This window comes from Brevundimonas pishanensis (genome assembly GCF_022750635.1).
GTDB classification, from domain to species: domain Bacteria; phylum Pseudomonadota; class Alphaproteobacteria; order Caulobacterales; family Caulobacteraceae; genus Brevundimonas; species Brevundimonas pishanensis.
In genome coordinates this window covers 161,524-181,879 of the sequence record NZ_JAJKBG010000002.1, presented here as the reverse complement: position 1 = coordinate 181,879, position 20,356 = coordinate 161,524, and the positions used below count along the sequence as shown (strand labels likewise).

Below are 20,356 nucleotides of genomic sequence, written 5' to 3'. Positions count from 1 at the left end.
GGATCAGGCTCCCGCTTTCTCGTCGCCCGGCAGGACCGGAGCCGGATAGTCGGCACCTTCCCACGGCGAGAGGAAATCAAAGGTACGGTATTCCTGAGCCAGTTTCACAGGCTCATAGACCACGCGCTTCTGCTCTTCGTCGTAACGAACTTCGACATACCCCGTCATCGGGAAGTCTTTACGCAGCGGGTGACCCTGGAAACCGTAGTCGGTCAGGATACGGCGCATGTCGGGGTGATCCGAGAAGATCATGCCGTACATGTCGAAAGCTTCGCGCTCGAACCAGCCAGCCGACGGATAAACCGAAACGACCGACGGGACCGGCTTCAGTTCGTCGGTCTGAATCTTGACGCGCAGGCGCGCAGCGCGGGTCAGCGACAGCAGGTGATAGACCACTTCGAAACGGTCTTCGCGATCCGGATAGTCTGCACCGCAGACGTCCATCAGCTGCTGGAAGCCGAATTGGTCCCGCAGGCTTTGCATCACCGAAACGATCTGCTCGCGCGGAGCGATCAGGGTCAGTTCACCAAAGGCAACGACGGCCTCGACACCGAGAGCCGCCACCATTTCCGTACCCAGCGGGGTCAGGGCCGACTCACGCTCGGCCACGCGGACGAGTTCGCTCATCGTTCGATGCTCCCGGTACGACGGATCTTCTTTTGCAGTTGCAGGATACCGTACAGCAGAGCCTCGGCGGTCGGCGGGCAGCCCGGGACGTAAACGTCAACCGGAACCACACGGTCGCAACCACGAACGACACTGTAGCTGTAGTGGTAGTAGCCGCCGCCGTTGGCGCACGAGCCCATCGAGATGACGTAGCGCGGGTCAGGCATCTGGTCATAGACCTTGCGCAGAGCCGGAGCCATCTTGTTGGTAAGGGTACCAGCGACGATCATCAGGTCCGACTGGCGCGGCGAACCACGCGGAGCCGTACCGAAACGCTCGAGGTCGAAGCGCGGCATCGACAGGTGGATCATCTCCACTGCGCAGCACGCCAGACCGAACGACATCCACATCAGCGAGCCGGTACGGGCCCACGTAATGACGTCGTCCAGCGAAGTCGTCAGGAAGCCTTGCTCACCCAGTTCGGTGTTCACAGCTTCAAAGAATTTATCGTGGACCTTGGGGTCATAGCCCTCAACGGTCGAACGCGCGGCGCTACCTGCCGGCACCAGCGGCGACGCCGGTGCGATAAGCGACGACGAAGGCGTGATCACTGCCATTCCAGTGCTCCCTTCTTCCATTCGTAGATAAAGCCCACGGTCAGTACGCCGAGGAAGACCATCATCGACCAGAAGGCAAAGACCATCTGTGCGTGCGAGAGATCAAACAGCGACACAGCCCACGGGAACAGGAAGGCTACTTCGAGGTCGAAGATGATGAAGAGGATCGAAACCAGATAGAAACGGACGTCGAACTTCATGCGTGCGTCGTCAAAGGCATTGAAGCCGCACTCATAAGCCGAGACTTTTTCCGTATCCGGGTTTTTAGGTGCCAGAACCCATGCGGCCAGCATGAATGCCGAGCCGAGAACAATGGCGATCCCCAGGAAAACGACGATCGGTAGGTAATCTAGAAGAAATTCATTCATTCGAGCTGCCTCGCCCGCCGATGGAGGGGGCGGATTCGGCGCTTCTTAGACCCAACTCCGCCAGTGTTCAAACCCATGAAGCCAATAAGTCCACATTGAGAATGGTTCGCAAAAAGAGGAGGATTTCATAGGCCTGCGTTACGCAACGAAAACCGCACAGTTGGTGACGCCTGAACGCGGGTTATGTTCCGAATATCGGATAAAGCGGAATTTCAGCTTGGCAGCTTCGACACTTCTATATGTGGGCAGTTTCCTGCCTCCTTCACTGGCGCCAAGTGTCGGATTTTTTCGTACAATTTTCGAAAAAATGCATTTTCTTCGCTCCGGTCGCTTGACCTGAACGTAGGGCCTCAGTAAACGACCCACCTCGCCGCGGCGCACTAGACGCCTCGGCTGGGAAACGCGGGTGTAGCTCAGTTGGTTAGAGTGCCGGCCTGTCACGCCGGAGGTCGCGGGTTCGAGCCCCGTCACTCGCGCCACTCTTCTCCTAAAGTCTAGGAAGCAAGAGTGGCGCATCCGCCCTTCCCTCTCTCCTCACAATCGAAGATGCCAAGCCGCACACGATAATGCCGTGCGCGGCCTTCTGCTATCCGTCGAGCGTCAGTTGCGATTCCGCCATAGCGAACTCGGGGCAACCGCTGAGGTCGCCGTAGAGCATGCTCAGTTCCTCGAAGACGCGATTCCACGCGAACTGTTCGACCATCTTCACGCGTGCTGCACGGCCCAAAGCTTCAATGTCCCGCTCGAACAGCGCGGTAATGGCCTCGGCATAAACATCGGCCTCGGCGCGCGGAGCCAACTGGCCGACCGAGGAATCAACCGTTTCAGCGACACCGCCAGAGTTCACCCCGACAACAGGGCGTCCACAGGCCATAGCTTCCAGAACGATAAGGCCGAACGGCTCCTTGTCATTGGCATGCACGAAGGCATCCACGCTCGCCACGATCTTTGCGACAGCCTTTGGATCCTTCTCATACTCAAGAGAGATCACACGATCCTCTGCCGGCATGCCTTGACCGGCGCCCACAAGAATCAGGTGGTACGGGTCGCCCAGCTTTTGGACAGCCTCGATCAACACCTCGACATTCTTCTCCTTGGCCGGACGACCGGCAAAGCAGAGGAGACGGGCGTCTGCCGGGAGGCCAACCTTCTTCAACAGCCAGTCGCGATCACGTCGCTCTGGCGTAAAGGTGTCAATTTCCACGCCGAGAGGGCGGATGAAAATATTGCCGACACCGGCCTCTTCGAGACGGCGGGCAATGAAGCGGCTCGGGGAAACCACGCGGTCAAACTGCGAGAACAGTTTGGCCCAGCGCTTTTCGACAGGCCTCTTGGCCCATTCGCCGAAATGCAGAGCGGCCAATGCTGCGGGGTCGGAGTGACAGAAGCCGACAACCGGAGCGCCAACCCGCTGACCGGCCTCAAGCGCACCCTGCCCCGCAGTATAGGGGTCACCGGCTTCAATGACGGATGGATTGAGGGCCGAAACCCATGCTCCCCATTTGCGCACGGAACTGGGCCAGCGATAGCCATCCCCGAACGGCAGCTTGGGTGACCGGATTTGGACAATGCCATCCCTGCCAACCTGATGCTTTGCACCCGGGACCACCAGTGTGTGATCGACGCCCGGACGGTTCTCGGCCAGCCAAGCCTGCTTGGCGAGCAGATAGCGCTTCACACCACCCGAGCGGGGCGCGAACAGCATAGTCGTGTCCACAAGCCGCGGACGGTCGCTGTTGGCCATGCCTTTCAGCCGCTGGAGCGTTGAACCGATCTGTTCATCCAGCCCAGGAAGCAAACTGAATTCGGCTTCCTGAATGTCGACTTGGCTCATGGATATCTTACCTCTGGCGCGGGGATCACCGTAACGCACAACCCGCCTGCAGGATGCCATCCAACATCAACGAATCGCACAGTCCAGATGAACGAAAGCTGACGCGACATCTCGCATATAAATCTTGGTAATGTGACCCTGCACTTTGACCTCTAAAAGGGCCGGTTGGTCTTGCATTCGCCTCAAATCTGAGAAACTTGGGGTCAACGAGTGATTGTCCTGCTAAACGCAGACTTTGCTACTTTGACGACTGATTGCATCGAGGGGTTAGTTTCGAATGCGTGCACTACTGGCTACAGCGGCAGCGATAGCTCCTCTAGTTGTCGCGTCGGGCGCTTGGGCCGAGCAGGTCGTGTCGACCGCTCGTACGACGCCGATCAACACCGCCAACGCCACCGGCTCCGCTCCGGACAGCATCCGTATCGCCGGTAACGGCTCGATCGCGGTCGCTAACGGCGCAGCCGTCACTGTTGATTCTTCGCACGACTTCAAATTGGAGTCCGGCGGTTCGATCAACATGGACAAGTCTGCGGACGGTTCGACCGGTGTATTGGTCCAGCCGGGCCACACCAGTGCCGTGGTGATCGGTGGTACGGTCCGTGTGCTGGATTCGATCGAAACCTATCCGGACACCGATAAAGACGGTGACCTCGATGGACCATGGGCAAGCGGCATCAACCGTTATGGCGTGCGCTATGCCGGTCCGGGAACTTCGACCGGCCCGCTGACGGTAGAAACCTCGGGCAATATCCTCGTCGAGGGTAACGACTCGCGCGGTATCTCGATCGAGAGCAACCACAACGGCGCAGTGACTACCCTTGGTGCCGTCACGGTCTTCGGCGACCGCAGCACCGCCGTGCACATCGGTGGCGACCAGACCGGCAACGTCAACCTGCTGGGCAACATCAAGGCAACGGGCGAAGGCGCTACGGGCATCGATGTACAGGGCGACGTGAATGGTCGTTTGAACATTCAAGGTCAGGTGACCACGACCGGTTACCGCTACACCACTCGCCCCGCCGATAAGCCGACCAGCGGTGCCATCGACGGCGCGATCTATTATCAGAACCTCGAGCCTGACGACCTGCTGCAAGGCGGTCCGGCCGTGAACATCGCGGGCAACCTTAGCCAGGGCCTCCTGCTGGATGCTGCACCGACGTACCGCACGGGCGGCGTCGACGGTGACGATGACGGCGATGGTATCAAGAACGGTGACGAGGATGATGACGGCGACGGCATCAAAAACTCTACCGACACCGACCGCGACGGCGACGGCATCCTCGACTCGCTGGAAACACGCGCGGCCATCACCTCGTTCGGCAGCGCTCCGGCTGTTCAGATCGGGTCCACCAGCCAAGCCATCACGCTGGATGTCGTGGGCACGGGCTCGAATGCATACGGCATCGTAAACCGTGGCCTGATCAACGGCGCAGGCGTTTACGACAACGTCGACAGCACCGGCCTGCGTGTGGGTGTCGACGGTGGCCAAACCGTCACTGTCGCTGGCGGTATCAGCAACGAAGGCGAAATCGTCGCCAGCTCGCTGCACGGTAACGCCACCGCTGTCCGTCTGGGCCAGGGCGCGACCACCCCTACCCTCAACAACACCGGCACGATCCGCGCCACCGGCACTTCCAACGTCGCACGCCAATTCACGGCAATCGACGTCGGTACGGGCGCTTCGCTCGGCAGCCTGACCAACACCGGCAACATCATCTCTGACGTGACCGGCGGCAAGGCCTCGGCCACGGCCATCAACGACGTCAGCGGTTCGCTGAGCAGCATCACTAACAATGGCACGATTGCCGCTCTGATTTCGCCGATCGACGGCGACGACGTGCTGACCGGTAAGGCTGTAGCCATCAACGCGGCGAACAACACCGCCGGCCTGACCTATATTCAGGACGGTATCGTCGGCGGCGTCAGCGAAACCTCGCCGGATAGCGACAAGGACGGCGTGCCCGACGCGAAGGAACCCACGACGACGGGTGCCATCATCCTCGGCTCGGGTGCCGATGTGGTGGATATCCGTAACGGCTCCGTCAACAGCGACCTGTCGTTCGGCAACGGTGCCGACCGCCTGCTGGTTTCGGGCGGTGCAGTGGTTACGGGTGCGATCAACTCGGGCGACGGCAACCTTTCGATCAACGTCAGCAAGGGCACGCTGGATGCACGCCAGACCGGCGTGACCAATCTGACCGACCTGAACGTCGGTGCTGATGGCACTCTGGTTGTGACGCTTGACCCGGCGAGCTCCACCAACGGTGGCTTCAAGGTCAATGGCACCGCTACTCTGGCAGATGGCGCAGGCCTTGGCGTTCGCTTCAACTCGCTGGTCAAGGAGCCGTCGCGCTTCACCGTTATTGATGCCGACACCCTGAACCTCGGCCAGATCGACCTTCCGTCGCTGGAAACCAACTCGCCTTATGCCTATGTGGTGGGCGTGGATTCGGACGTGGCCAACGGCCAAGTGTTCATCGATGCACGCCGTCGTACTGCGCAGGAAGCCGGCATGATTGCCGCTGAAGCCAGCGCCTATGACGTTCTGTACGAAGGACTGTCCAAGAACGAAACGGTCCGCAATGCCCTGCTTTCGCAGACCACCCGCGACGGCTTCTTCGACGTCTACGAGCAAATGCTGCCGGACCACTCCGGTGGCCCGCTGATGTCGCTGGCTGCCGGTGTTGACGCCGTAACGCGTGCCTTGACGGGCCGTAACGCGTCGGCTGCACAGGGCGAAACCAGCGCGTGGGTCCAAGAGATCAACTTCTACGCCGACAAGGACAAGACCGACACTTACGGCTTCCGTTCGGAAGGCTTTGGCGTCGCGGGCGGCATCGAACGCGGCACCAAGGCAGGCGCTCTTGGTCTGTCGGTGGCCTTCACCTCTTCGGACCTTGAAGATCCTGAATCGGCTGCGGAAGAAGTCCTGTCCGCCAACCTGCTCGAGATGGGCCTGTATTGGCGCGCTCAGGGTCAGGCGTGGACCACCTGGGCTCGTGCTGCTGCCGGTTACGCATGGTTCGACGCAACCCGTCGTCTCGTCGCTGATGGCATCAATCTGAAGAACGAGTCCGACTGGAACGGCTTCACCCTTTCTGCTGCCGGTGGCGCATCCTACGAGAAGCACTTCGGTCGCCTGAACGTTCGCCCCGAAGTCTATGCCGAGTACTTCTCGCTGAGCGAGGACGCCCGTACCGAACGCGGTGGTGGTGATGGCTTCGACCTCGACATCCAAGACCGCGACGGCCACATCTTCTCGGGCGTCGCTGCTGTGAACATCGGCTACGGCTTCGGCAAGGATGGCTGGATCCGTCCGGAACTCCGCGTCGGTTACCGCCATAACTTCTCGGTCGATGCCGGCGACACCATCGCCCGCTTCGCTTCGGGTGGCGACTCGTTCAAGCTCAGCGGTCTGGGCATCGAAGGCGGTGGTCCGATCCTCGGCTTCCGCATGAATGTCGGCAACGAGCTGGGCATGCTGTCGATCACTGGCGATGCCGAGCTGCTCGAAGACTACGTCCGCTACACTCTGCTGCTGCGGGCCAGCTTCCGGTTCTAAGCAAGCCAGCAGTCAAACAAGCGAACAGCCGCCGGAGCGATCCGGCGGCTGTTTTGCTTTTAGACCTCGCCTAGATGGAGCAGTCGTCGTCCGGCGTCTTACGGAACTCCGCCTGTTCCTGTGCAATCATCCTGCGCCCGTTCCACTGGAACATCTGGGCCGCGCATAGGTGCAAATCCTCGCGCCACGTTGCCAGAACATTATTCCCGCCCGCACCGAACTGCAGTTGCAGGTACGGATAGTCTTCGCCGCCCAATTCAAGCCAATGAAGCTCGCCCGTGCGCTTGTTTCCGACAACGCCCGTCGTGCACCCCGAACCGCAGCCCCAACGGATCACGACATACTCGCCCGCGAGATTCGGGCGCCCTCGCCAACCCTCTCGAATGCGGGTGCGATAGTCATAGAAGCCGCCCGTTAGATTGGGTTCGGCAACCGCAGGCTGTGGCGCGACAAGCGGGTCGGCCGGACGCTGTGCTGGCGCAATAGGTTCCACCGGCTGAGCCTGCGCTTCTGGCGCGTTGGTCGTGGTCGGTGCCTGGACCGAGGGCTGCACAACAGTCGGCGCCGCTTCACGAACCACGGAGGGTTCCCGATTCTGCGTCAGTAGAAACACAGCGCCCGCCGCAACGACAGCCAGTGCTGCGATTGAAACGAGAAGTAGCGCTTTAGATGAATCGCCCGATCTTGGCGCGGCGACCGGCTCTTGCGATGGCATATCAAGCAAGAGCTTTTCACGTTCGAACTCCTGCTGTGTCAGGGCTCCGCTTTCGCGCAACCGGTTCAGTCGTTCCAAACGATCCAGACGGCTGTCCGCCATATCCCACTCCGATCAAAGCCTCTTCAGACCTTCAATCGCCTGCGCGCGGGTTCGTTCCGACGGTTAAGTTGGCTTAGTGCTCCGCCAAGCCACGGTCGCAGCCTGCGTCTTCATAGGGGATCTCTTCGATATCACTTTCAGCCGCCAGTTGTTCGCCGGTCCAGCGATAAGTGGCACGCGCGCAGTTGGCCCCAGCCACATTGATCCACGACAGGACGAGGCGGGCGCTGTCCTGCGAAGAAGATGCGGTCAGATCAGGCATCTGCGCGAATCCCATCCCGGTTTGCACGATCTCGCCCGTCATCAAGTTGCCGACCAGCAGTTCGCGGCAATCATTGCCGTCGCATGGCACGGTGAACTGGACATAGTGGTCCGCAAGATTGGCCCCGTCGGTCCAAATGGCGCGGATTCGTTCGGAATGTGCGCGCAACTCAGCTGGAATGACCGGCGAAGTCGCAGACTGAGATGAGGACATCGCCGGAATAGCGTCATTCGCGCGTGAACTGGGCGATTCACCAGCAGCGTGTTTCATCATGACCGGCCGAACCGGCATTGCGGTGCGATCAGCGCGCAAAGCCATGGCGCTGGCTCCGGCACCCATCAGTAGGATTGAGGCTACACCCACGACAACGAGTTTTTTGTGACCGGCCATGTCGGCATCTCCTGCGAATGATCTGCCAGAAGACTAAAGCCACAGGCCGGAACTGCCTCTCCCGCGCCTATGGGATTGCGGGGGCCAGAAAGCAAAAAAGCCGCCCCGAAGGGCGGCCTTTTGAACCGGATGGCTGGGGAACTAGGACTCGAACCTAGAATGACGGTACCAAAAACCGTAGTGTTACCATTACACCATTCCCCACCGTTTCCGGTGAACCGCTGGAGAGCAGTGCGCCCCGGCGATGTGTGGTTGATACTCGCGAGCTTTTTGTTTCGCAAGCCCCTTTCTTGCTGAAATTGCAGAAATTTTCATCGAGCAACGTCTTTTTTTAAAACTGCTATTTTGGCTCTTGCAGCACAGAAAGAGGGTGGCTATACACCCACACCTCGGCGGCGGGCAGCGCCCCACCGCTTCGAGAACAAGTCGGAGTGTGGCTCAGTCTGGTAGAGCACCGCGTTCGGGACGCGGGGGTCGCAGGTTCGAATCCTGCCACTCCGACCATCTTTTCCCTAAAAATCTATATGTTATCTCGCCATGTTATCTCGCCCCCTAGGGCGCGGCATTGCTGTAGGCTGAGCGCTGGCTATGATGGCATATGGCCGAAAATCATTCCCCCCTGCTCGCCGCCGCCGAAGTCGTCCAGTTCTGGATCGAGGCCGGTCCTGAGAAGTGGTTCACCAAAGACGACGCCTTCGACGAAGCGTTCAAGTCGCGATTCCTTGCGGCCCACTATGCTGCCGCGCGTCGCGAACTAGACCACTGGATGCAGACCGGTGAAGGCGTACTGGCCCTGATGATCCTGCTGGATCAGCTTCCGCGCAATGCCTTCCGCAACACGGGCCACATGTTTGCCACCGACAGTCTGGCGCTGGCGCTAGCAAAGAAAGCCATCGCGGCCGGACTTCACAAACAGGTGGCGACTGAACTCCAGCCGTTCATTCTCATGCCGCTGATGCATTCAGAATCCCTGAAAGACCAGCAAGACCTCGTCGATATGCTGGATCCGGCGGTGCACGAAAATACCTACAACTATGCAGTGATCCATCGTGACGTCATTGCCGAGTTTGGCCGCTTTCCGCATCGCAATACGTCTTTAGGTCGTGAAACCACACCACAAGAGCTTGAATTCCTTCAATCTGGCGGTTTTTCCGGCTGACGATCGCCCGTCGCGGGTTGTGGCAAATATATGGCTAAGCTATGCGGTTGGCGTTTCTGACGCCGCTGTTACGAGCTTACCATGACATTGCATCGCCTCGCTCTTCTCTCGTCTGCTGCTTTCGTTCTCGCGATCCCACAGACGGCGGCGGCGCAAATGTTCTCGCTGGGTCGCAACAACAATGCGGCCCAGACCAACGTCATCAACGAAATCCCGCGTTGTACCCAGAGCTTCGGCACACTGAGCGTGGCCGGCGAACAGGACGTCATGTTCCAACAGATGGGACTCGGCGCTCCCGTCGATGTTCTACGCCACGTAGTGCGCGAATCTGGCTGCTTTCGACTGATTGAACGCGGCGCAGGCTTGGCAGCGGTCCAGCGCGAACGCAGTCTGGGGGCAGCAGGCCGGATTCGCACGGCCGACTTTGTGATCGCCGCCGAACTGGCCAACACTATCGACGCCGATACAGGCGACCGCAGCCGCGGCCTGCTCGGCAGCCTGGCTGCCAGCGGCGGCCGTATGCTGCTCCAAGCCGGTGTCGCTGCCATGACGCAGGAAGGGGGTGCGGCTGAGGGCATGGGCGAGCTGCTGAACTTCGGCGCCAATGTAGCCGGTAACCAGGTCGGACAGGCGCTCAGCAACCGCTCGGTTGACGCTATCAAGGACCTGCAAAAGGATCTGGCTAAGGGCAAGGAAGACGCCCAGATCATTATGTCGATCGCCAGCGTGCCTCTCGCTGAACAGGTCGGCTACACCCGTCGCACCGCCAACAAAGACGAACTGCGTCGTCTGCGCATCCGCGACAATCACTTCGGCGGTCGCATCGGCAGCGGGTACGAATCAACCGACGAAGGCAAGGTCGTCGCGCTTGCGCTAGTGCGGGCCTACGCCGACTTGGTCGTAAGTCTTGGCGGTACGGGTTCCGACACGCCGGAGATCGTTCTCGCAAACCGCGAGGCCATTCAGGAAGCTGAAACCGAGCGCTTGGCCGAAGAGCGCCGTGTCACCGAAGCCGAGAACCGCGAGGCGGAGCGCCGCGAACGCCTGCGTGCTGAAGAAGCCGCCCGCCTCCGCGCCGAAGCCCGCCGCGAAGTCGAGCTGGAAATGGCCCGCGAACGCGCCCGCGCATCCGCAACCGAAGCGCCCGTCGCTATTGAAGACGCGCCCTCGCGCCCAGTCATGAGTGCCGATCCTGCGCCCGTAGACACCGAGGCTCCGGCCCGCCCCGCTGCAGCTGTCACCTCCGGTAGCGTTGGCCAGTCGTTGGAGATTGCCCGCACCGCGGTTCTTCGCGACGCACCGTTGGGGACCGCCACGGCCCCCGTTCAGGCCGGTGCCATCGTGACCTCTACCGGACAGGAAACCGACGAATGGGTTCAGGTCCGTACGTCGGACGGCTCGACCGGTTGGATCCTCAAGGACCGTGTGAAGTAACTTTTACGGACCAGATACCAAATGTGGCATAAAGGTGTTTTATGTCCCGTATGATCATGCAAATAATACCCGACACGTCTTTAGCGGAGAGATGCCTCTTGTCCCCCAAGCCTTCGAAGCTCGTCATTGTCGCGATTGCTTTGACCATGGGTCTGCCGTCGGTTGCCGACGCCCAGTCCCGTCGCACCGGTGCACAGCGCGCCCAAGACCAGCAAATAGCGGCAATCCCGCGCTGCACGACCAACTTGGGAACCATCACCATCACTGATGGACAATCCAGCTACTGGCGTGAACTACAGCTTTCGCCGCCGCAGTCGCTGCTGCGTGTCGTCATTCAGCGTTCGGGCTGCTTCACTCTGGTTGATCGCGGGTCGGGTCTGAGCGTCGCCCAGCGCGAACGCGAGATGGCCGCCGGTGGCGACCTGCAACGCGGCTCGAACATCGGCGGCGGTCAAGTCCGTGCAGCCGACTATGTGCTGGTCGGCGAAATCGCTAGCCAGAACGATAACGCAGGTGGCTCTGCCCTAGCGGGTCTGGCGGGTGCCGCTCTTGGCGGTCGCGCCGGTGCCATCGTAGGCGGCCTTCGCACCCGTCGCCAGGAAGCCAACACTGTCCTGTCCCTCACCAGCGTGCGCACCTCCGAGACTGTGGCTGTGACCGAAGGCTATGCCTCGCGCAGCAACATGTCGTGGGGTGCCGGTGCTGCCGGCTTTGGCGCTGGTGCACTGGGCGGCGGCGCGTACGAAAACACCGAGATCGGTCGCATCGTAGCTGCCTCGTTCATTCAGGCCTACACCGACATGGTCACTCAATTGGGTGGTTTGAGCGGTAACGCTGCGGCCGAAGCCCCGATCCAGACCTATACCGTTCAGCAGCCGTCCACCCTGCGCACGGCTCCGGAAGGTGGATCGGTTGTGCGCGCACTGCCACAAGGCCTGCGCGTCTATCCGACCGGCAAACGCGAAGGCGTTTGGTGGGAAGTTATGGATGACAACGACAACATCGGCTGGGTCCAGAACGAGCGCCTCGCGCCGGGGACTTGAGCCATTTCAAAGCCTTAAATCGGGCCCGTTAGCCACAGCTAGCGGGCCCAACTTTTTGTGATCGATATCGTCCACAAGAGGTAGGTCGATGCCACTGACAAGAGCGGTGATTCGCTGGCATCCTTCTCGAATGAACGCGCACGCAGCCCTCGCCGATCTCCACGACCGCATTGCTGCGGCCCCCGCTGACCATCCCGAGTGGCAGTACCTGAATCTACTGCGCGATATTCTGGACAACGGCATCCAGCGCGAGGACCGCACTGGCACTGGCACGCTGGGCGTTTTTGGTCGCCAAATCCGCTTTGACCTTTCCAAAGGCTTCCCGCTTCTCACCACCAAGAAGCTGCACACCCGCTCCATCATTGTCGAGCTGCTGTGGTTCCTGCGTGGAGAGACCAATATTCGCTGGCTGAAGGAAAACAAGGTCAGCATCTGGGACGAATGGGCCGACGCCGAGGGCGAACTGGGTCCCGTTTACGGCAAGCAGTGGCGCTCTTGGGCGACGCCGGATGGCCGCGTCATCGACCAGATCGAAAAGCTCGTCCATGGCCTGAAAACCAATCCGAACAGCCGCCGCCACATCGTGTCTGCGTGGAACCCCGCCGACGTCGATGACATGGCCCTGCCCCCCTGCCATTGCCTCTTCCAGTTCTTCGTCGCGGACGGAAAACTGTCGTGCCAGCTCTATCAGCGCTCGGCGGATGTGTTTTTAGGCGTGCCTTTCAACATCGCTTCCTATGCGCTGTTAACGCTGATGGTGGCGCAGGTCGTGGGTCTGGAACCGGGTGATTTCGTGCACAGCTTCGGCGACGCACACCTGTATCTAAACCACCTCGATCAGGCGCGCGAGCAATTGACGCGCACACCTCTGCCCTTCCCGCAGATGCAGATCGCGCCGCACACGGACCTGTTTGCTTTCGGCCCAGAGGACTTTGTCCTGTCGGGCTATGAGGCGTGGCCGCACATCAAGGCCGCCGTTTCGGTCTAAACCCAAAGACATCATGAATATCAAAGACCTACAGGATGCGGTTATGCGCATCTCTGACATCTATGCGCGCGAACATTCCATCAATCGCGACCGCGACTGGGCACTGCTCAAGTTGCAAGAAGAGTTGGGCGAACTGACGCAAGAACACCTGCGCCTTACCAGCCGCGCACGGGGCGTTCCGAACACGCAATTGCAGGCAGACGAGGCCGCCGATGTCCTCGGTATGCTGTTGATTTACTGCACCATGAACAACATCGATATTGAAGATGCGATGCAGCGTAAGTGGTTGAACTGGTTAAAGCCTCAAACGTAAACTCACGAAACAGTGGATGGTCAAAAGCCGCCAACTGATTCATCTCTCTGGGACTGATTCTGCCGGAACGTCTGGCAGAACAGGCCTATGGGAGGCTTTCCATGATCAGAAAGTTCGCAGCCGAGCTTATCGGCACTGCTGTCTTGGTTCTGTTCGGTTGTGGTGCTGCCGTACTCGGCGGGTTTGATATCGTTGGCCAGTTGGGCATCGCCCTCGCCTTCGGCTTTGCCATCGTCGCGATGGCCTATGGCATCGGGCCGGTGTCCGGTTGCCACGTCAATCCGGCCGTTAGTTTTGGTGCGTTCGTCGCTGGTCGTATGTCGGCCAAGGACATGCTGGTCTACTGGGTAGCTCAGTTCATCGGTGCCCTTCTGGGTGCTTTCATCCTTGGCATGATCGCCAAGACAGGCTTTGCCCAACTGGGTCAGAACGGCTTCGAAGCCGGTTCTCCCGGTGGATACAGCCTGCAAGCCGGTATGATCTTCGAGATCGTTGCCACGGCCATCTTCCTGATCGTCATTCTGGGCGTGACGGGCCGCAAGGGTCATGGCGCATTTGCCGGTCTCGCCATCGGCATCACGCTGGCCGTCATCCACATCGTGGGCATCCAAGTTACGGGCGTATCGGTCAATCCGGCCCGCAGCTTCGGCCCTGCCGTTCTGGTGGGTGGTCAAGCGCTTAGCCAGCTTTGGCTGTTCATTGTCGCCCCGCTGATCGGTGCCGCAATCGGTGGCGTTCTGTTCCGCTTGAATCTGCTGGAGCCAGAAGCCTAACCTTACGGCGTAAGGGGCGGGTTCGCCCGCCCCTGATTCCGTCTGGAGACTACGCCTTGCCCCTACCCTCTATCGCACTGGTCGTTGCGCGCGGTCGCAACGGAGTTATCGGCAAAGACGGCGATCTGCCGTGGCGATTGAGATCCGATCTGCAGCGCTTCAAAGCTGTGACTATCGGCAAGCCCTGCATCATGGGCCGTAAGACCTGGGAAAGCCTGCCGCTGCGCCCGCTGCCGGGCCGACTGAATCTGGTCCTGACCAAAGACGAGTCCTACCACGAGCACAGCGCCGCCAAGGGCTGCGTGGTCGTGACGTCCCTGTCCGAAGCGCTGTCGATGGCGCGCGAACAGGCAATGGAGGACGGCGTCGACGAAGTTTGCGTCATCGGTGGCGCGGCGATCTTCGAGGCCACCCTGCCCAAGGCCAAGCGCCTGTACATCACCGAGGTGGACGCCGCGCCCGATGGCGAAGTGCTATTCCCCGCCTTTGACGAATCCGCGTGGACAGAAACTCTCAACGAGCCTCATGAAGGCACAGAGAAAGACGATCACGCCTTCACCTTCCGGACGCTGGAGCGTCTCTAAAACGGGAATACTGCGATGATCATCGTCACCACTAACGACCTTGTCGGATACCGTGTTGTGCGCCAGTTGGGCATGGTGCGTGGAGTGACGGTGCGGTCCCGCAATGCCGTGGCTGACTTCGTCGGTAGCGTGAACGCCATGTTCGGCGGTCGTATCGGTGCCTATGTCAAACTGGCTGAAATGGCTCGTCAGGAAGCCTATGACGAGCTTCTGAAACACGCCACCGAGATGGGGGCCAATGCCATTCTCGCTGTCCGCTATGACGCCACCGAGATCATGCCCGGAACCACCGAAGTATTGGCCTATGGTACCGCCGTAGTGGTCGAGCCCATCAGCTAAACCGCAAAGAAATCGGGCCGCTCTTTCGAGCGGCCCTTTTTCTATCAGTACAGGTTCATCATGTGCTTGCGGTCGAAGTCGACCGTCTCGTCGAACTTGCCCGCCTTCACCTTGGAGGCCCACTGTGGGTCCGCCAGCAACGCACGGCCCACGGCCACCAGATCAAACTCTTCACGTTCGAGACGGCGCAGCAGTTCATTGAGGTCCGACTTGTGGGCACCTTCACCCTTGGTCAGGCTGGCGAGGAACTCTCCATCCAGACCAACCGACCCGACCGTGATCGTCGGTTTGGCCGTCAGCTTCTTTGCCCATCCGGCAAAGTTCAAGTCCGAACCCTCGAACTCCGGCTCCCAGAAGCGGCGTTGCGAGCAGTGGAAGACGTCCACACCGGCCTCGGCCATCGGCTGCAGCCACGCGGCCATCTCGTCCGGCGTCTTGGCCATCTGGACCGTATAGTCCTGCTGTTTCCACTGCGACAGACGCATGATCAGCGGGATATCCTCGCCGATACCGCGCCGGACGGCCTTGATGACCTCGATAGCGAAACGGCTGCGTTCAGACAGGGTTTTACCGCCCCACCGATCGTCGCGGCGGTTCAAACCGTCCCACATAAACTGGTCGATCAGGTACCCATGGGCTCCGTGTATTTCGACCGCATCGAAACCCAGCTCGCGCGCGTGTCCCGCTGACTTTTCGAAAGCACTGATGGTGTCGGCGATTTCCTCTTCGGTCATCGGCTCGAACTTGACCTTGTCCGGTGCCGTCATGCCCGACGGGCTGTCGACCTTGCCGAAGGGCTTCCAGTCTGCGCCCTGCCCGCGGGCGGACCCGACGTGCCAGATTTGCGGAGCGATATGGCCACCGGCGGCGTGAACTTCATCGACCACCTTTTTCCAGGCTGGCAGGGCGTCGCCGTAGAAGATCGGCACGTTCTCGTCGTTACGCGCTGCGGGCCGGTCAACCACCGTCCCCTCGGTCACGATCAAGCCCACGTCGGCCTCGGCACGACGGCGGTAGTAAGCAGCCACTTCGTCAGTCGGAATGCCACCCGGCGAGAACGAACGCGTCATCGGTGCCATGACCAGCCGGTTCGGCAGGGTCAGGTTCTTGATGGTGAATGGCTGGAACAATAGGTCGAGGCTCACAGAACTGTATCTCCTTCGAATGCAGATAGGAGAGTTGGTGAGCCTTGGCCTTTAGGGAAGAGGGAAAATTAAATTTCCCGCGCGACCAGCATAGCGTCGGCCATATTATAGGCCAGACGGGCGATCGCTTCGTCCTTGGAGTAGTTCTTGCGCCCCATCAGACGATCCAGTTCGGTCATCGTCATCTTGGTATAGACGCTGGTAGCGTGATCCAGCCCGGCCATTGCAAACTCGTCCCGTAGCGACTTGGACGCGGTGACCTTTGTCTTGGGCTTGTCAGCCTTGGCCGGTGCCTCTGGCGAAGTCATCGGCGATTTCCGCAGCACACTTTTTTCGTTCACGGAAAGCTCCTTTCCCTGGTGACTTGGCCTGACTGAACGCTCGACAACGCACAGAGATGCATCGCCTTTTTGCAAGCGTGAATCGCAGACTGGCGATTTCAACGAAGGGTTATGGTAAACGTACGGCTCAGCTATTCAAGGTATTAGCCAAGCTTTCGGCAATCGAGTCGAAACGGCTCGCGATATCGCCAAACGGAACGGCCACGACGACGGGTGTCCCCGCGTCACCTCCCTCCCGCACGCTGGCATCCAGCGGCAGATCACCCAGATAGGGTACGCCCAGTTTCTCGGCTTCGGCTTTCGCTCCGCCGCGCCCAAAAATGTCGCCGCTCATATTCTCGATGAGACCCAGCGTCGGGACACCAACCTTCTCGAACAGCGTGTGCGCACGGCGCGCGTCGGATAGCGCAACCTCTTGCGGCGTCGAGACGATGACCACGCCGTCCAGCGGCGTCTTCTGGATAAGGGTCAGCTGAACGTCCCCCGTACCGGGCGGCAGATCGACCACCAAGACATCCAGCGGCTGTTCGGCCGTGCCCCAGCGGGTTTGGCTAAGCATCTGGTTGATAGCCTGGGATGCCATAGGACCACGCCATACCATGGCGTCTGTTCCCTTGGTCAAAAGGCCTACCGACATGGCCTTCAGGCCATGAGCTTCCAGCGGGACGATTGCGCCGTCCACATAGTCAGGCTTGCCCGATATCCCCATCATCGTCGGCATGGACGGGCCGTAGACGTCGGCATCCAGAATACCGACCGACAGGCCCCGCTTAGCGAGTGCCGCAGCGAGATTGACGGATACGGTGGACTTACCCACCCCGCCCTTGCCGCTGGCCACCGCAAGCACGCGTTTGACATGGGCAGGACGTTCGGTCGGAACGGGTGCCTTGGGCTTGGTCTGCTCGACCGCTGCGGTCGAAAGGCTGGCAGTACGGCGTGCGGGTTTTGCGACGGCCTCGGCGGTCAGGATCACCGACACGCGATCCATGCCCTCAAGCGCCTTAAGCTTGGCCTCTGCCTCGTCGCGCACCGGGGCATAAAGCGGGGCATCCTGCGCTGCGACCTCAAGCACAAAGCCTGCACGGCCCTGATCCACGACCAAACCTTGCACCATGCCCGACGCCATGAGCCCCTGCCCGGATTTCGGGTCAATGACGGTATCAAGAACGGCGATGACAGATGCGCGGTCGATCAAGGGAAACTCCAGCAATACGTTCGCGGGACTTGCCGCGTCGTTGAGGGCCTTCTATCGCCGTGTGAAGAGAACCGCGAGCCTGAACCATTGTCCAATAACGATTCATCGCCAGACATCACCCTGATCGCAGGGCCGACCGCCTCGGGTAAGTCGCGGCTGGCGCTGGATTTGGCGCTGGAGTCCGGCGCGGTCATTATCAATGCCGACAGTCAGCAACTGTATGCGGATCTGGATGTTTTGAGCGCCCGCCCCTCGCGTGCGGATGAAGCCTTGGCCGAACACCGCCTCTATGGCGTCGCGGATGCCGCCGACGCTTGGTCGGTGGGTTGCTGGGCTGAAGCTGCACTGGATGAAGTCGCTAAAGCTCGCTCGCAGGGCCGCCCGTCCATCATCGTGGGCGGCACGGGTCTCTATTTTAACGCCCTGACCAAAGGCTTGGCCGATATTCCTGAAGTGCCGACTTCGGTTCGTGACCACGTACAATCGCACTACGACCAAATCGGCGAGGACGCCTTCCGCGCCGAACTGCGCGCCGTTGATCCCGAAAGCGAACAGGCCATCTTTCCGTCGGATCGCCAACGGTTGGTACGGGCCTTGTCGGTCTATCAGGCCAGCGGCGAGAGCCTAAGCCACTGGAAAGCCAACACCCGTCCCCTTCTCCACCAGCACGAATGGCGCGGTATCATCGTCGAGCCCGAGCGCGATGTTCTCTACGTCAACTGCGACCACCGCGTAGATATCATGCTGGATACCGGCGCAGTCGAAGAGGTCGCGCGTCTGATGGCCCGCAATCTGGACGCTGGCTTGCCGGCCATGAAGGCCGTCGGTGTGCGCGAGATTGCCGCATGGCTGTCCGGTGAAATGTCTCGCGAAGACGCCACCGACGCTATGAAACAGGCCACCCGCAACTATGCCAAACGCCAGCTGACCTGGTTCCGCAACCAGCAGCGCGACTGGCCCCGCCACATCCCTGCGCCACGCCCCTTGTGAGACGATAAAAGCGTCTCTATATTCAAGGTGTTCGGGCTTGCTCGGACTATGGCGATAAACGCGCTTGTAATAAGCGGACCGGACCCGGGTGCGAATCCCGGCGGCTCCACCATTCTCTTTCCTCCTTGCGTTATCGGCGGGGCGAGTATGGGGCCGACTAGCATCGACGGACGTGTAAAGAGGTTGCTTTCGCCCGACGTGGCTCATCGTATCGGGCTATTTAAACTAAATGCGAACGATAACTTCGCTGGTGAAGTCCGCCTCGCTGCGTAACGCAGTTCGGTGAATTTCCGATCTAAGTCCTAGGGGTTCAGATCCTTAGGCGGGGCTCGGTGGGTGCCTGCCAACAGAAACCCACCACTTCCATCAAAACTTATTTGCTGAAAAGCGCGTCTGACAGACGACTGCACCTTTCATCGCGGCCCACACATCGCTAACACTTCGCAACGCGAGTTTTGAGGCCAGCCATGACTGATCAGCAACCACCGATCGACGATATGAACTATGAGCAGCTGGCTCAGGATGCTCTGCGCGGGGTTATCCGCATGGCGCTCGAACGTGCTGCGTCACCGGAAGGCATTCCCGGTGCCCACCATTTCTACATCACGTTCAAGACGCGCGCTCCGGGCGTTACCCTGCCCAATGACGTTGCCGCTAAATACCCGGACGAGATGACCATCGTCCTTCAGCACCAGTACTGGGACCTCGAAGTCTCCGACAGCCAGTTCAGCGTCATGCTGAAATTTGGCGGCGCGCCCAAGGTTCTGAACGTGCCCTACAACGCGATTGTGCGCTTCTATGACCCGAGCGTGCAGTTCATGCTGCAGTTCGACGAGCCAGAAATCGTAGAGGCCGAGGTCGCCCCGCTGCCCACGCCTGTGCGTGACCCGGAAGCTGCGCCCGCCGCGCCGTCGGGTGAAGGCGGCGAAGCCAAGGTCGTTTCGCTGGACCAATTCCGCAAAAAATAACGGCAACCGCCGCGCTGTCATACCCGTTTCCACATCGGTGCCCCGGTACCTCCGTGCCCCTGCGCCGATGTGGAGTTGATTTATGTACAGCCTGACCCTCCCCCGCCTCACCGTTCTTGCCGCAGCAGGCACCTGTCTATTACTGACAGCCTGTGGTGATGCGAACGCCCCTGCACCCGCGTCCGAGCCGCCCGCTGCGGTCAGCGAAACGACACCTGCTCCCGCGCCTTCAGTCCCTTCTGCCCCGATCACCGGCGAATGGGCCGCACTCCAGTCGGCCAACGGCAAGTATCCGTCACAAAGCGGCCTGCTGGAAAACAGCGTGATCAGCCAACCGCTGAAAGTCCTGTTGGGCGACAAGTTCGACGCCTTCAAAACCAATATGCAGGTTGAAAGTCCGCTGCAGCAGGACGGAGATGTTCTTTATCTGAGTGGCAATAAGCCTCATCAGGGCGGATCGGATGCCGCCTATCTGCTGGTCAATCCTCAGACCAAGGCTTTGGAGGTCGGGCTTTGGCAGGGCGGCAAGCTGGAGGTTCTCAAAACTCCCGGCAGCGACATCCGGAAACCGGCCGACATCCAGACCATGATTTCAAACGCCTCCAGCTAAGCTTTGGGCTTTGCGCCC

At 60.3% G+C, this 20,356-nt stretch carries 21 protein-coding genes, 3 tRNA genes and 1 other RNA gene; 15 read left to right on the top strand and 10 right to left on the bottom strand.

Annotation, left to right across the window (positions count from 1 at the left end; genetic code table 11):
- Positions 1 to 3 precede the first annotated feature (3 nt).
- Genes LOX95_RS04555 through LOX95_RS04545 form a run of 3 tightly spaced genes read right to left on the bottom strand, consistent with a single transcriptional unit; the run spans position 4 to position 1,591 of the window.
- Positions 4 to 627: an NADH-quinone oxidoreductase subunit C gene (locus LOX95_RS04555; RefSeq protein WP_242913286.1), complete on the bottom strand. Its 624-nt coding sequence runs from the start codon at positions 625 to 627 to the stop codon at positions 4 to 6.
- Entirely contained in the window at positions 624 to 1,244 is a 621-nt protein-coding gene (locus LOX95_RS04550; protein WP_242913285.1) for a NuoB/complex I 20 kDa subunit family protein, read from the bottom strand. The genes LOX95_RS04555 and LOX95_RS04550 overlap by 4 nt, the downstream gene beginning before the upstream one ends.
- Positions 1,214 to 1,591, bottom strand: a complete 378-nt coding sequence (locus LOX95_RS04545; RefSeq protein WP_242913284.1) for an NADH-quinone oxidoreductase subunit A — start codon at positions 1,589 to 1,591, stop codon at positions 1,214 to 1,216. Before LOX95_RS04545 ends, LOX95_RS04550 begins: the two co-directional genes overlap by 31 nt.
- 402 nt (positions 1,592 to 1,993) lie before the next feature.
- Here LOX95_RS04545 and LOX95_RS04540 point away from each other — a divergent pair.
- Positions 1,994 to 2,070 (top strand) — tRNA-Asp (locus LOX95_RS04540).
- Positions 2,071 to 2,177: 107 nt separating this feature from the next.
- Here LOX95_RS04540 and LOX95_RS04535 read toward each other — a convergent pair.
- Positions 2,178 to 3,425, bottom strand: a complete 1,248-nt coding sequence (locus LOX95_RS04535; protein WP_242913283.1) for a glycosyltransferase — start codon at positions 3,423 to 3,425, stop codon at positions 2,178 to 2,180.
- A gap of 277 nt (positions 3,426 to 3,702) precedes the next feature.
- Between LOX95_RS04535 and LOX95_RS04530 the strand changes: the two genes are divergently transcribed.
- Positions 3,703 to 6,987 (top strand): autotransporter outer membrane beta-barrel domain-containing protein, encoded by a 3,285-nt coding sequence (locus LOX95_RS04530; protein ID WP_242913282.1) that lies wholly within the window; start codon positions 3,703 to 3,705, stop codon positions 6,985 to 6,987.
- A 70-nt stretch (positions 6,988 to 7,057) separates the two neighbouring features.
- On the opposite strand, the gene LOX95_RS04525 is transcribed toward LOX95_RS04530, so the two are convergent.
- From LOX95_RS04525 to LOX95_RS04515, 3 genes are all read right to left on the bottom strand, one after another.
- Positions 7,058 to 7,804 carry a hypothetical protein gene (locus LOX95_RS04525; RefSeq protein ID WP_242913281.1) on the bottom strand — a complete coding sequence of 249 codons (747 nt, stop codon included), beginning with the start codon at positions 7,802 to 7,804 and terminating at the stop codon, positions 7,058 to 7,060.
- Between the two features lie 73 nt (positions 7,805 to 7,877).
- The gene (locus LOX95_RS04520; RefSeq protein ID WP_242913280.1) at positions 7,878 to 8,456 is read right to left on the bottom strand and encodes a hypothetical protein; all 579 of its coding nucleotides are present in this window, start codon (positions 8,454 to 8,456) and stop codon (positions 7,878 to 7,880) included.
- A 130-nt stretch (positions 8,457 to 8,586) separates the two neighbouring features.
- Positions 8,587 to 8,660 (bottom strand) — tRNA-Gln (locus LOX95_RS04515).
- Positions 8,661 to 8,883: 223 nt separating this feature from the next.
- On the opposite strand from LOX95_RS04515, the gene LOX95_RS04510 reads away from it, so the two are divergent.
- The 9 genes from LOX95_RS04510 (at position 8,884) to LOX95_RS04470 (ending at position 15,089) form a co-directional block, all read left to right on the top strand.
- Positions 8,884 to 8,960 (top strand) — tRNA-Pro (locus LOX95_RS04510).
- Positions 8,961 to 9,054: 94 nt separating this feature from the next.
- Positions 9,055 to 9,615, top strand: a complete 561-nt coding sequence (locus tag LOX95_RS04505) for a DUF924 family protein (RefSeq protein WP_242913279.1) — start codon at positions 9,055 to 9,057, stop codon at positions 9,613 to 9,615.
- 81 nt (positions 9,616 to 9,696) lie between these two features.
- Complete coding sequence (locus tag LOX95_RS04500; protein WP_242913278.1) at positions 9,697 to 11,049, top strand: SH3 domain-containing protein; 1,353 nt, start codon at positions 9,697 to 9,699, stop codon at positions 11,047 to 11,049.
- 98 nt (positions 11,050 to 11,147) lie between these two features.
- Positions 11,148 to 12,092 (top strand): CsgG/HfaB family protein, encoded by a 945-nt coding sequence (locus tag LOX95_RS04495; RefSeq protein ID WP_345791433.1) that lies wholly within the window; start codon positions 11,148 to 11,150, stop codon positions 12,090 to 12,092.
- 130 nt (positions 12,093 to 12,222) lie between these two features.
- On the top strand, positions 12,223 to 13,080 hold the full coding sequence (locus tag LOX95_RS04490; RefSeq protein WP_242913277.1) for a thymidylate synthase: 858 nt from the start codon (positions 12,223 to 12,225) through the stop codon (positions 13,078 to 13,080).
- 13 nt (positions 13,081 to 13,093) lie between these two features.
- On the top strand, positions 13,094 to 13,393 hold the full coding sequence (locus LOX95_RS04485) for a nucleoside triphosphate pyrophosphohydrolase family protein (protein ID WP_242913276.1): 300 nt from the start codon (positions 13,094 to 13,096) through the stop codon (positions 13,391 to 13,393).
- Positions 13,394 to 13,494: 101 nt separating this feature from the next.
- The gene (locus tag LOX95_RS04480) at positions 13,495 to 14,166 is read left to right on the top strand and encodes an aquaporin (RefSeq protein WP_242913275.1); all 672 of its coding nucleotides are present in this window, start codon (positions 13,495 to 13,497) and stop codon (positions 14,164 to 14,166) included.
- 56 nt (positions 14,167 to 14,222) lie between these two features.
- Positions 14,223 to 14,750 carry a dihydrofolate reductase gene (locus LOX95_RS04475; protein ID WP_242913274.1) on the top strand — a complete coding sequence of 176 codons (528 nt, stop codon included), beginning with the start codon at positions 14,223 to 14,225 and terminating at the stop codon, positions 14,748 to 14,750.
- A gap of 15 nt (positions 14,751 to 14,765) precedes the next feature.
- Positions 14,766 to 15,089: a YbjQ family protein gene (locus tag LOX95_RS04470; protein WP_242913273.1), complete on the top strand. Its 324-nt coding sequence runs from the start codon at positions 14,766 to 14,768 to the stop codon at positions 15,087 to 15,089.
- Positions 15,090 to 15,133: 44 nt separating this feature from the next.
- Here the strand turns inward: LOX95_RS04470 and LOX95_RS04465 are convergent, their stop codons facing one another.
- From LOX95_RS04465 to LOX95_RS04455, 3 genes are all read right to left on the bottom strand, one after another.
- Positions 15,134 to 16,234 carry an NADH:flavin oxidoreductase gene (locus tag LOX95_RS04465; protein ID WP_242913272.1) on the bottom strand — a complete coding sequence of 367 codons (1,101 nt, stop codon included), beginning with the start codon at positions 16,232 to 16,234 and terminating at the stop codon, positions 15,134 to 15,136.
- A 68-nt stretch (positions 16,235 to 16,302) separates the two neighbouring features.
- The gene (locus tag LOX95_RS04460; protein WP_242913271.1) at positions 16,303 to 16,575 is read right to left on the bottom strand and encodes a hypothetical protein; all 273 of its coding nucleotides are present in this window, start codon (positions 16,573 to 16,575) and stop codon (positions 16,303 to 16,305) included.
- Between the two features lie 127 nt (positions 16,576 to 16,702).
- Positions 16,703 to 17,770, bottom strand: a complete 1,068-nt coding sequence (locus LOX95_RS04455; protein ID WP_242913270.1) for an Mrp/NBP35 family ATP-binding protein — start codon at positions 17,768 to 17,770, stop codon at positions 16,703 to 16,705.
- A gap of 87 nt (positions 17,771 to 17,857) precedes the next feature.
- Between LOX95_RS04455 and miaA the strand changes: the two genes are divergently transcribed.
- The 4 genes from miaA to LOX95_RS04435 all read left to right on the top strand — a co-directional run bounded on the left by miaA (position 17,858) and on the right by LOX95_RS04435 (position 20,338).
- Positions 17,858 to 18,760 (top strand): tRNA (adenosine(37)-N6)-dimethylallyltransferase MiaA, encoded by a 903-nt coding sequence (miaA, locus tag LOX95_RS04450; RefSeq protein ID WP_242913269.1) that lies wholly within the window; start codon positions 17,858 to 17,860, stop codon positions 18,758 to 18,760.
- Positions 18,751 to 19,122, top strand: a transfer-messenger RNA (tmRNA) gene (gene ssrA, locus LOX95_RS04445). The genes miaA and ssrA overlap by 10 nt, the downstream gene beginning before the upstream one ends.
- A 105-nt stretch (positions 19,123 to 19,227) precedes the next feature.
- On the top strand, positions 19,228 to 19,728 hold the full coding sequence (locus LOX95_RS04440; RefSeq protein ID WP_242913268.1) for an SspB family protein: 501 nt from the start codon (positions 19,228 to 19,230) through the stop codon (positions 19,726 to 19,728).
- Positions 19,729 to 19,810: 82 nt separating this feature from the next.
- Positions 19,811 to 20,338 (top strand): hypothetical protein, encoded by a 528-nt coding sequence (locus LOX95_RS04435; RefSeq protein WP_242913267.1) that lies wholly within the window; start codon positions 19,811 to 19,813, stop codon positions 20,336 to 20,338.
- Positions 20,339 to 20,356: the final 18 nt, after the last annotated feature.